The 11,321-nt window shown below is 48.1% G+C and carries 9 protein-coding genes; 3 read left to right on the top strand and 6 right to left on the bottom strand.

Annotated elements, in window-relative coordinates:
* Positions 1–66 precede the first annotated feature (66 nt).
* From QUB61_RS34780 to QUB61_RS34765, 4 genes are all read right to left on the bottom strand, one after another.
* On the bottom strand, positions 67–1,011 hold the full coding sequence (locus QUB61_RS34780) for a pentapeptide repeat-containing protein (RefSeq protein WP_333135355.1): 945 nt from the start codon (positions 1,009–1,011) through the stop codon (positions 67–69).
* A 173-nt stretch (positions 1,012–1,184) separates the two neighbouring features.
* Positions 1,185–1,823 carry a Uma2 family endonuclease gene (locus tag QUB61_RS34775; RefSeq protein WP_333135354.1) on the bottom strand — a complete coding sequence of 213 codons (639 nt, stop codon included), beginning with the start codon at positions 1,821–1,823 and terminating at the stop codon, positions 1,185–1,187.
* Positions 1,824–2,007: 184 nt separating this feature from the next.
* A complete protein-coding gene (locus QUB61_RS34770; RefSeq protein ID WP_333135352.1) occupies positions 2,008–2,595 on the bottom strand; it encodes a Uma2 family endonuclease in 588 nt (195 codons plus the stop codon).
* A gap of 39 nt (positions 2,596–2,634) precedes the next feature.
* On the bottom strand, positions 2,635–3,801 hold the full coding sequence (locus QUB61_RS34765) for a pentapeptide repeat-containing protein (protein ID WP_333135350.1): 1,167 nt from the start codon (positions 3,799–3,801) through the stop codon (positions 2,635–2,637).
* 92 nt (positions 3,802–3,893) lie between these two features.
* Between QUB61_RS34765 and QUB61_RS34760 the strand changes: the two genes are divergently transcribed.
* From QUB61_RS34760 to QUB61_RS34750, 3 genes are all read left to right on the top strand, one after another.
* Positions 3,894–4,511: an IS607 family transposase gene (locus QUB61_RS34760; RefSeq protein WP_333135348.1), complete on the top strand. Its 618-nt coding sequence runs from the start codon at positions 3,894–3,896 to the stop codon at positions 4,509–4,511.
* A gap of 73 nt (positions 4,512–4,584) precedes the next feature.
* The gene (locus QUB61_RS34755; RefSeq protein WP_333135346.1) at positions 4,585–5,076 is read left to right on the top strand and encodes a hypothetical protein; all 492 of its coding nucleotides are present in this window, start codon (positions 4,585–4,587) and stop codon (positions 5,074–5,076) included.
* 21 nt (positions 5,077–5,097) lie between these two features.
* Complete coding sequence (locus QUB61_RS34750; protein WP_333135344.1) at positions 5,098–5,592, top strand: RNA-guided endonuclease TnpB family protein; 495 nt, start codon at positions 5,098–5,100, stop codon at positions 5,590–5,592.
* 24 nt (positions 5,593–5,616) lie between these two features.
* On the opposite strand, the gene QUB61_RS34745 is transcribed toward QUB61_RS34750, so the two are convergent.
* Both QUB61_RS34745 and QUB61_RS34740 read right to left on the bottom strand, forming a co-directional pair.
* Positions 5,617–10,620 (bottom strand): PAS domain S-box protein, encoded by a 5,004-nt coding sequence (locus tag QUB61_RS34745; RefSeq protein WP_333135342.1) that lies wholly within the window; start codon positions 10,618–10,620, stop codon positions 5,617–5,619.
* Positions 10,621–10,712: 92 nt separating this feature from the next.
* Entirely contained in the window at positions 10,713–10,946 is a 234-nt protein-coding gene (locus QUB61_RS34740; RefSeq protein WP_333135340.1) for a hypothetical protein, read from the bottom strand.
* Positions 10,947–11,321: the final 375 nt, after the last annotated feature.

Genomic DNA, 11,321 nt, shown 5'->3' with positions numbered 1-11,321 from the left:
AAGGTTTCATCCTATTTTACCTTTTTTTGTCTACCCCCTTGACAATTTGCACTTTTTCTTAACTTGTCACAAATGGGCGCCACTCAAATCTGCACCGCCGAATTTGGCATTTTGCAGGTTGGCGTCGCTGAAATCGGCATCGCTTAAGTTTGCACCCCGGAAATTTGCCCGATCGAGATTTGCGCTGCTAAAATCGACTGCACTTAAAGTCGTTCCGCGCAAGCTGCTACCCGCGAAATCTAGTGCTGGGTTGAGATTGGCGATTTTTGCCAACTCCACAAAGTTGTCGCTTTGGGCCCCGATAATGCGATCGACCATTTTCTGCAATTCCGATTCAGCTTCGGGGACTATTTCCACTTCGCGCTGTTCAACCGGAGGCAAGTTGTAGGACAATAGCGCCCAACTCAGAGCAGGTTGGAGTTTATTTGCTTGCAGGTATACAGTCAGGATTCTTTCTAAAACCGAATGTTGATTTGGCGTGATATCGTGCGGCCATAAACCCTCCGCATCTGTGAGATAAATATCTTCTTTAGCAACTTGAAAAGCCGCTGCTATCCGAATTTTTTTGGCAGCCACTTCTCCCAGCTTAGCACTTTTTAGCAAACCTTTTAATACTGATTTGCCCTGTTCTACTGCAAAAATCCAAGCTGGCGTTGTATCATCGCTTATTGTGGAAACGTGACACAATATGCTCTCTGTTTCCTTAATTTTTTCCGCCTTCTCGCCGCCCTGAACTCCGCGCTGACTTTCGCTCACTAAATTTTCTGCACTACTTTGAATCGGCCGGGTTTCTTCTATTGGCAAAAGCTTGAAAGAACCGACTAACTGACGTGATGCTACGGGAATTTCGCAGTTTTCTAGATAGAGCTTGAGCGTCCCGCCTTGCAGACCAAATTTGACGCGACCACCTAGCAGGGGTTCCCAATGCTCGTTAAAATTTAGGCTCAAGTGAATGTCGAGCTGCTGGGTTTGGGCTGCAACCGATGGAACTGGAATTGCTTCTAATTGCATCCACAAGCAATCTGGGTATTTGTTGTGAGACTCTAGCGATCGCATATCGGTAGAAGTGCTGGCTTTGCCAGGCTGTGATGGAGATTTTGAGGAGGGCTTAATTTTAAATCTATCACACTACAGCATTTTTTCATCCATTGAAACGGAAAATTTTGTTTAATTTTCTGGGCCCTTCATTGGTTTTGCTGAATTTGGCTTTTTACCCAACTGCGAAATGCTTTCACTAATTCCAAATAGTCCATTGTTTCTGCTTTTTCCAAAAATCTGACAATCTCTAATATCGGTAAGCTGGGAAATGCTAAACTGCTCTCGCACTCAATATATTCTCCATTTTCTAATCTGTTGATTCTGAATCGCGAGCCATTATAAATCCAAACTTCCGGGACTCCCAGATCCGCATAAACCTGCAAGCTATTTTCCGAAGGGCTGGTAATATCAATTTCCAACACTAAATCCGGCGGCGGATCTTGATTCAGGTCGATTCTTTTTTTGCCTTTAATTGCACTAATATTCTGGATGTAAAAACATTCATCCGGTTCTGCACCGCTAAGTTCAGGACGCTTGAAAGTTGTGGAACCAAGAGGTTCAATTCTCACATCTAATTCTTCAGCTAAGGTTTCAACAAATCGACCCATTATTGTTTTGAAGCGTTCGTGTTCTGGGGAGGGTACCATAATTTCAAGATTGCCGCGATTATATGTCAGTCGAATTTGCCTATCGCCGATTTCGGCAAGCAAAGTTTCGTAGGTTTGCCAACTGATACCCGATAGCTGGACAATTTGTTCCGGGGGGGCGAGAGTTTGAGCTGTCATCTGATTTTAGATTTTAGATTTTAGATTTCTACCGCGAATAAATCCAGGGCCACAAACCAAATTGTTTTGGATGATAGTGCTAGTTTTATGCTTCGTGCGTTCGCACTTTTACATTATATCATCGAAGCCAGCTCGATCGAACTCTAATTACTCAGTTAAAATATGTGCGAGCGAGCCAGATTTTTTACTCACCAATCTGCGCCGGAAATACCGCAGACAAATCCAGAGACAACTCTGGAAAACCCGGAATTACTACCGTCTGATTTGGCAACACAACTCGTTGCAATTGATAACTAAAACTACCGTTTGGTTTCCGATAAGGTTCGCTGTGCATTTCTAGTTGACGATCGACCAAATTAAATATCCAATAATTAGAAATCCCTCTTTCAGCATAGAGAGGCAACTTCGTTCTCCGATCGTACTTCAAAGTAGAATCTGCAACCTCAATTACCAACAAAATATCAGCAGGCTCCGGGTGAGAAGATAAATAATTGTCAGAACGATTGCGGGCAATAACAACATCAGGCTCTGGTTCGCTATCATCCGTCAAAATAATGGGTTCTTGACCGCGCACGATCGCTCGTTTTCCCACCAGCGCGTACAATTCTCCAAACAGCAGCGAATTACAAACAGAGTGAAACGTACCTTTAGCAGCCATGATAATAATTTCTCCGCGAATCAATTCAACTCGGTCCTCTGGCTCAAAAAATCCCAGTTCTCCCAAACGGTGATATTCGGCGATCGAGAATCGTTTTGCAGTTACGGCAGTCATAGCTTTTATTACCCTCTACAATTACCAACATTTCCAATTCTACTCAAAAATCCCGCCCCGTGTCCTTAACTCAATTTTTACCGCTTCCGAAATTCCCAGACAACCAGAAAAATTCGCATTGTCTACCACCGCATTTTTTAAATCAGCGCGGCTCAAATCAGCACCGTTTAAAATCGCACCGCTCAAATCAACACCGCTCAAATCAGCATTTTTTAAATTAGCGTCAGTCAAATTTGCAGCTACTAAAATCGCATCCGGTAAATAAGCACTGCTCAAATTTGCTCCGGTTAAATTTGCACGGCTCAAATTTGCCCGGGGCAGCTTGGTTCGCAAATCAGCACCGCTTAAATTAGCGCTGCTGAGTTCAGCATCTCGCAAATTAGCATTGCACAAATTAGCATCAATTAAAATAGCAGCGCTCAGCAAAGCACCGCTGAGATCCGCCAACGTCAAATCTGCGCCCCGGAGATTTGTTTCGCGCAAATCCGCACCGTTAAAATCAGCGTAGTGCAAGTCAAAACCGCTTAAATTAGCCCCGGCTAAATCTTCATCCAGATTCAAACCAACTGTTTCTGCAAGTTGTACAAAATTATTATGTTTATCGGTTAAAAACAGTTCCCGGGCGATCGCCAATAGCTGCTGCCGATACTGGTTAGCCTTCTCGTAATCTGCTAAATACTTGTAACCGAGCTTCAAATTCTTGAGAGCATTGCGCTCAATGCGATCGTCATTGCTGGCACGCGCGATCGACAACTGCTCGTGATAACATTCGATCGCACTAGGCAAATCTCCATTAGCATCGTAAGCTAGCGCCAAATTGCTCAAAGTTTCCAGCGTTTGGCGCGCGTCGCCACTTTCCCGGGCGATCGCCAAACGCTGCTGCTGGTAATCAATAGCCCTAGAAAAATCCTCCACAGTACAGCAAGCATTGCCCAGATTTCCCAAAGCATTCGCCTCGCCCCGGCGATCGCCAATTTCTCGCGCTAACACCAAATGCTGCTGGTAGCAGTCGATCGCCTGAGGATAATTTCCCAGCGCTTCGTAAGCTACGCCCATATTGCCCAGTGCCGCACCCGATCGCCGCTTATCGTCCATTGAGCGATACAGCCCCAGCGCTTCCTGCCAAGACTCCAGCGCCGCCTCAAATTGCCGCGCCTGATATTGCGAAATCCCCTGCTTGATTAGCTCGCTAGCTTGTTCGCTCATACTGTTAATGTGAAATAAATAATTTCCCGGAATATTCCGGTAAATGCTGGTAGATGGTGGTAACTTAGATTAAGAACATTCTACCGCCACCGATGACCAAATATGTCACACCGCGAGAAGCTTGCAAAATCCTGCAAGTCTCAGAAAAAACGCTTAGAAACTGGGAACTTGCCGACAAAATATCAGCAATCAGAACTCCCTCCAACCAGCGACGCTACGACATTGACAGCGTTCTCGGAACAAAACACAACCGAGTCACAGCTATCTATGCCAGAGTCAGCAGCTACAAACAGCGAGAAGACCTCGAAAGACAAGTTGGCTACCTCCAAAGTCTCTACCCGCAAGCTAAAGTCTTCAAAGATATCGGAGGCGGACTCAACTTCAAAAGAAAATCACTGCTTGCCCTTTTGGGACAAATCATGTCAGGATCTATCTCAACAGTTGTGGTCGGACACCAAGACAGACTCGCAAGGTTTGGTGGCGACCTCATCAAATGGATCTGCGAGCAAAACGATTGCGAACTCATGGTTCTCAGTAGAAGTGAATTGTCTCCAGAGCGAGAAATGGTTGAAGATATCCTTGCCATCATCCACGTCTTCAGTTGCCGACTCTACGGACTCCGAAAATACAAATCTGCTATCAAAGAAGATCCGAGTTTACCCGGAAATCGGGCTAGCAGCGAAATGGAGGACTTGGATTGCAGCAAGTAGATGGTGTTACAACCAAGCAATTGCTATTGTTAAAAACGAAAGAATTGGCAAGTACGACTTAAGAAAAAAAGTAATGGACTTGGCTCCTGCTTGGGTATCAGAGCAACCTTACAACCCGCGACAAATGGCAGTATTTCAAGCTTTTGAAGCACACAAAGCAGCTAAGAAGTCAAAAGGAATGGCAAAGTTTAGAAGCCGTTTTGACGCATCTCAGACTATCAGGTTCCAAACGTCTAATTGGAAATCCGGGACTTTTTATCCGCTGTCTACTAAGGGGTTAAGCTTTAAAGCATCGGAGCCTATTATTGAAGAAATGCAACACGAACCAACACTAAGCTTGATCGACGGGCAATGGTTTATTTGCTATGCTGTTGATGCACAAAAAATAGAACCGATTAAAAGCGATTTAGCTATTGCTTTAGACCCCGGTGTTAGAACTTTTCTTACTGGCTTTGACGGCAGTGACTTTATCGAAATAGGAAAGAATGATATCGGTCGTATCTATCGACTGGCAAGACATCTAGACAAATTAATGTCGCGTATAGGGTTGAGCAAAGGAAGGTAACTCAAGCGGTTGAGGTATTGCTTGAGAAAGTCAGCAGCAAAAATTCGGATTAAAATTAAAAACTTAGTCAATGAATTGCACAAAAAAGCTGCTAAACATTTGACAGTCAAATACAAATTAATTTTCTTGCCGACCTTTGAAACGCAACAAATGGTAAAGAAAGGCAAGCGCAGACTGGCAACTAAAACAGCTAGAGCGATGGTAACTTTGAGTCATTATCGTTTTAAACAAATGTTGAAGCATCAAGCCGCTAAACACGGGGGCTTTGTAGTAGACGTAACAGAAGAGTACACATCGAAAACTTGCTCAAAGTGTGGACATATCCACACTAAATTAAACGGGTCTAAAATTTTTAAATGTCCAGAATGCGGACACACTCTGGACAGAGATTTCAATGGCGCTTGCAATATTTTATTGAAAGCTTTGAGAGATACCTCCCTGATAGAAAAGCTTGCAGCTTTCTCTATCTTGCCATACACGGCAAATTCTGGCTTAGTCCTGAATTTACCGGGTTAAATGTATCTGATGGTGATTTGAGTTTTATTGAGTCGGTCTAACCAGATTAACAATCGCCTCAATCAGTTCCTCCGGCTCAACGGGCTTGGCAATATGCCTTTGAAACCCAGCGTCAAGCGCTTGCTGCTGATTAAAATCCCCCGCATAGGCAGTTAAGGCGATCGCGGGAATTTCCCCACCTTGCTCTGGCGGTAAAGCTCTCACTTGCTGCAGCAGCATATAGCCATCCATATCTGGCATCCCAATGTCGCTCAGTAGCACGTCTGGCTTGGATTGCATTAACGTCGCCAAGGCGGAGCCTGCTGAGTCGGCGAATATTACACTTGCCTGGGCCTGCTGCAACAGAAAAACCACAAACTCCCGTGTATCGGTATCATCATCGACCACTAAAACTTGAACGCCTTTCAAATTGAGGGATGCCTCCTCCGATTGCCCCTCCGGATTGACGGCTGGCTCGATCGGCATCAGTGGCAGTCTGACGGTAAATGTGGATCCTAGCTGTTCACCGCGGCTTTGGGCCTGAACCGTTCCGCCATGCAGTTCAACTAGGTAACGGACGATCGCCAATCCTAATCCCAATCCCCCAAACTTGCGCGTTGTGGCACCATCGGCTTGACGGAAGTAGTCAAAGACGTGTGGCAGAAACTCTCCAGGAATGCCCTGGCCGTTGTCGCTGATGGTAATTTGAGCTTGATTGCCCACTTGCTCTAATCGCACCTCAACCCGACCGCCTGCGGGGGTAAATTTAATAGCATTGGAAAGCAGATTCCACACCACTTGCTGCAAGCGGGTGGAATCACCTGACACATAACCCACGTTGAAATGAAGGCTGACCTCTATCCCAATGGATTTGGCCCCGGCCGCGAGCCGCACTGTTTCGAGCGCCGCTCTTATAGTCGATGCCAAATTGATCGGAGTGGCATTCAGGCTGAGCTTCCCTTGCAAAATCCGCGAGACATCGAGCAAGTCTTCAATCAATTCAGATTGCAACTTGGCGTTCCGCTCAATTGTGGCGAGGGCTTGTGCCGTCTTCGCTTCGTCGAACTTGCGAACTTGTAGGAGCTTTGACCACCCCAAAATGGGATTGAGGGGCGATCGCAGCTCGTGGGACAATACTGCCAGAAACTCGTCTTTGATGCGGTTTGCTTGTAGCAACTGCTCGGCTTGTTGCTGTAATGAAGTTGTCAGGTTTGCCCGTTCCAGAGCGATCGCTACCTGATCGCAGGTTACTTGCAGCAGGTCAATTTCTTCTGAAGTAAAGCAAGTCCGGGTGAGACTGCCGAACGAGAGCGTCCCCAATAACCGTCCCTGAGCAATCAGCGGTTGAGCGGCATAAGCGGTGATACCAATTGAGCGGATAAATTGAGCATGAGGATCGCTGGCAATTTGCTCTCCATCGAGAACAATTTGCCGCCGATCGCGGGCCACCAGTCCACAGATGTATTCACCGAAGTCGATCCATTCCATCATTGCTGCCACTTCCTCAGAAATCCCACTAGAATTCCTCAGATGCAGAAGAGGCCCATTGTCTTTCTCCTCAACTAAGTAGTTGTAGTAACAATGCAGGTCTAGCTGGGCTGAGAGCTTGCTAAACAAGGTCTTCATCAGCGCTAGGGGTTGTTCGGTGGCAAGCAAATCACTGGTCATTTCATATAGCAGATGTAGCCGTTGGTTTGCCTGTCGCTGCGCGGTCTTGTCTTGCAAGATATTCACAAATCCTTGCGTGTTGCCCGTTTCATCCTGTAACGGCATCATTAAACCGCTCGCCCAAAAGCGGCTGCCGTCTTTCCGCAAATGCCAGCGTTCGTTCTCTACTTGTCCCTGGGTCAGAGCAATTTGCATTTCCCTCTGTGCTCGTCCCTGTTCCTTGTCTTCGGGCGTGAATATGATGCGACTGGGGCAGCCGATCGCCTCTGCGTCTGTGTAGCCCAAAAGCCTTTGGGCGCCAGAATTCCAACTAGCAATCGTGCCATTGAGATCGAGAGTGAATATGGCGTAATCTTTGGCACTCTCAATAATCAGACGGAGGCGGGATTCACTCTGGCGCAAGGCGACTTCTGCTTGGAAGCGATCGGTGATGTCAATACAGGAACCGATGTAGCCCAGGAAATCGCCTTCTAATGTAAACCGGGGGATTCCTGTGTCTAGAAACCAACGGTAGACTCCATCAAAGCGTCTGAGGCGATACTCCATCTGAAACTGTTGCCGAGCATCAAAGGCAGTGACATAAGTATCTGAGCAATGTTGCAAATCATCGGGATGGACTGCTTCTAACCAACCATTGCCCATTTCTTGCTCGATCGTCCGTCCAGTAAAGTCTAGCCACGGCTGATTACAGTAATTACAGAGTTTATCAGTTCCAGACATCCAGATGAGAACAGGAGCGGTATCTGCCAGTTGCCGAAAGCGAACTTCACTCTCGCGCAGTTCAACTTCTGCTTGTTTGCGATCGGTAATGTCAATGATAAATTCCACGCCCTCTCCTTCATTGAACTGCGTCGCAGCGAACAATGCCCACCAGCGCGAGCCGTCTTTGCGGATGTATTGCTTTTGATAAGGATTCGTGCGCCCGGTTGCTTCAAACTCCTCGACTGCTCTGCGGGAATGGGGCATCCACTCCGGCGGTGTCATTGTGTCCCAGCGCACCAATCCTTGCTCAGTATCCTCACGGCTGTAGCCGCTCATGCGGAGGAAAGCGTCGTTGGTTTCGGTGATAGTACCGTCGGTTTTGAAGAAAATGACCCCGACAGTTTCGATCGCCATCGCCCGACGCAGACGCGCTTCGGATTCGCGCAAGGCAAGGCTCGACCGATCGCGATCTAATATGATGCTGGCGACTTGGGTGGCGAAGTCGGACAGTCGGTAATCCAAATCTGTCGGCCTCCGCGCCTCGTCGAAGCACAGAATCAGAGAACCGAGGGGCTGGTTGTCTGCGCCCTGTAGGGGCGCGGAATGACACGCCAGCACGCCGTGAGCCACGCATAAGTCTCGCCATCTTGGCGACCAGCGATCGTCGTTGGCGATGTCGGCACAGGTGACAGGTTTGCCGAAATACACTGCCTCGCCGCACGTACCGAAGGCAAGCTCATTAATCCGGGTATCCTTGAGTCCTTGAGCGAAGGACGGCCCAAAATCCGGGGCGATGGAGTAGGGAAACGTCAGCCGCTGGGCATCGGCTACCAGGATGCAGGCTCGCGTGCGCGGATTTAGCTTGGACACGGAGGCACACAGGGATGAGAGACATTCCTGCAGCGGGTGTCCTGAGGCGGTCAACTCCAGCAGTCTCTTCTGCTCGACCTGCACGAGTTCGGCCTGTTTGCGATCGGTAATGTCAGTTGCAAAAATTTTCAGCCCGTCGGCAGAAGGGAAAACCCGGTACTGAAACCAGCGATTGCAGGGCAGATAAATATACTCAAACTGGACGGGCGTTTGGGATCTCATCGCCCGATGCAATTGAACGCAAACATCGGTGTCAACGGTATTGGGAAACAAGTCCCAATGGTTGTAACCGAGCAGTTCTTCTCGCTGCTTAAAAATCATGGAGCACAAGCGATCGTTGACGTAGGTGAAGTGCCAGTTGCGATCGAGAACAAAGAAACCATCACTGATGCTAGAGAGAATGCTTTCAACCTGCCCGCGAGCTGTTTCTGCTTCTGGCTGCAGCACTTGTTCCTGCTGCATTGCTTCCGGCGGCAGTTGCGCCTGCTCGACATTTGTTTCCACTCGTGCTAAAATTTCACGGTCAGAAAACGGCTCAGTCAAGTAGTCGTCGGCTCCAGCTTCAATGCCCCAGAAATCGAGCAGCCTGTTCACCAGATTCAGCAACCGTTGCCCGTTGCGCTGCACTACCTCCATCCGTTCTCGATGCGGAGCGGGTAGCGGCACGTTTCGATCGGTGAGAGCGTCCTCAGTTGAACCCATTATCAGGGTGAGGGGAGTCCGCAATTCATCGCTGATGTTACTGAAGAAAACCTTGTTGGGGCGATCGAGTTCTGCTAGTGCTGCGACTCGTTTCCGCTGTTGTTCATAAGTGCGGGCATTGCAGATGGCTGTTGTCACCTGTCCTGCGATCGAGTCAAAAAAGCCTTTGTAATCATCATCAAAGACTCTGAGCGGACTCACTCCGGCAATCAAGAACCCGAAGGTTTCTCCCGATCGGGCGAGCGGTAGAATGACCGCTTGATGGGGAGATTGGGACCATGCGCCGCCGGGTAAAAGTCCAAATCGCGCTTCTAAATCCTCAACTATCTTGCTTTCACCCGTCTCCATGACTTGCGTCAGTTGCCACCCCTGGGACGTTTCAGCGGATGTCAGATCGATCGCCTCTGGGCTGGCGATGGTTCCGGCGGCTAACCTGGTTGTGCCGGAAAGTCGTGCTTGAGTGCGATCGCCATCGAGGAGATACAGCAGCGCAAACGGGATGTCATAGGCGTTAGAGGTCAATGCGGCGGCCCAAACCTGGGAGGCGGCTTCTACCGTCAATGCGGTGACTGTTTCTGCCCCTAATTCACGAAGCGTCCTCAAGCGGCGATCGTTCAACACCCGCTCAGTTTCTTCGGTGACAGCGCCAAACACACCGCCTGGTGTGCCATCTGAGGCGGGAACAGGACTGTAGGAGAAGGTGAAGTACCTCTCCTCTGGATACCCGTTGCGCTCTACGATCGGCAAGGCTTCTTTATTCCATGACGATTTGCCTTCTTTTAAGACGGCTTCAGCTTGAGGCCCAACCACCTCCCAAACATCTGCCCAGACATTAAACGCAGATTCACCCAGGGCCTCTGGATGACGCTGACCCAGCATCGGGATGTAAGCGTCGTTGTAGATGTTAATCATCTGGTCTCCCCACCAGATGAACATGGGGTGGGGGGAACCCAAGACGAGCCCGATTGCGGTTTTTAAGCTCTGCGACCATTTCTCGACAGCACCCAAGGCCGAAAGCGACCAATCGTGCGATCGGATCAGCGCCCCCATCTCGCCACCACCCGCAAAAAGCTCTTGAGGAATTTCCTCTGATCCATTGACGCTCATTCTTTTTTTTTCCTATCTAAAAATATTTGGTTGGCAGTGCCTCAGCTTCAAAAAATCCCGACCCACCCAAAAAACTAGGCTGTTTAAGTTCCTTAAGCATTTTTTCCTAATGCTTGCGCTTCCCGGAGACTGCGCTCACGGTTTGCTAGGAAATCCCAGTTAGAAATATAATAATAATTATGTCTATTTGTTACCATGCCCGAATGCTTCATTTTATTATTCACTTGATTCCACAGGTTCCAAACCTGCTGTGTTAAGTTCAGCTCAACAAATGCGGTTAACGATCCTGCTATCTTTCCACACAATCTCATACCTCGACGAGCCATCACCAAACCCCCTACTTCATCACTAGCCCTCGCCCTACATTTTAAGGTATTTAACCCAGCCAATAATACTATTATAAGCCGGATTTACTGCGATCGATTCCATCCCACCATTATAAAAAATAGACTTTAACAACTTGAACAACTGAGAATCAGCCCAACCAGCAAGCATCCGCACCTACTTTTTGCCTCATTCTCTTATAGCAATCCTAAATCATTTGTGAATTTCTTACTCCCTCCCCTCACCGAGGGGAGGGTTGGGGTGGGGTAAAAAAATTACGACTCCTGCAAGGATTTCTATAGGATCGCGAATTAAATAACTTACAATTTTAATTGTGATTGTGGGATGGGCGTCCCGCCCGTCCTTTTTGGACGGGC

This window comes from Microcoleus sp. C2D2, assembly GCF_036702495.1.
Classification (GTDB): Bacteria; Cyanobacteriota; Cyanobacteriia; order Cyanobacteriales; family Microcoleaceae; genus Microcoleus.
The sequence above is the reverse complement of the archived record's forward strand: the minus strand, read 5'-3'. Positions and strand labels throughout refer to the sequence as shown.

Excerpts from the sequence above, each read along its gene's own strand:
- QUB61_RS34775 (WP_333135354.1), bottom strand. The coding sequence starts at position 1,823 with ATGACAGCTCAAACTCTCGCCCCCCCGGAACAAATTGTCCAGCTATCG.
- QUB61_RS34780 (WP_333135355.1), bottom strand. The coding sequence starts at position 1,011 with ATGCAATTAGAAGCAATTCCAGTTCCATCGGTTGCAGCCCAAACCCAG.
- QUB61_RS34765 (WP_333135350.1), bottom strand. The coding sequence starts at position 3,801 with ATGAGCGAACAAGCTAGCGAGCTAATCAAGCAGGGGATTTCGCAATAT.
- QUB61_RS34745 (WP_333135342.1), bottom strand. The coding sequence starts at position 10,620 with ATGAGCGTCAATGGATCAGAGGAAATTCCTCAAGAGCTTTTTGCGGGT.
- QUB61_RS34740 (WP_333135340.1), bottom strand. The coding sequence starts at position 10,946 with ATGGCTCGTCGAGGTATGAGATTGTGTGGAAAGATAGCAGGATCGTTA.
- QUB61_RS34770 (WP_333135352.1), bottom strand. The coding sequence starts at position 2,595 with ATGACTGCCGTAACTGCAAAACGATTCTCGATCGCCGAATATCACCGT.
- QUB61_RS34760 (WP_333135348.1), top strand. The coding sequence starts at position 3,894 with ATGACCAAATATGTCACACCGCGAGAAGCTTGCAAAATCCTGCAAGTC.
- QUB61_RS34755 (WP_333135346.1), top strand. The coding sequence starts at position 4,585 with ATGGACTTGGCTCCTGCTTGGGTATCAGAGCAACCTTACAACCCGCGA.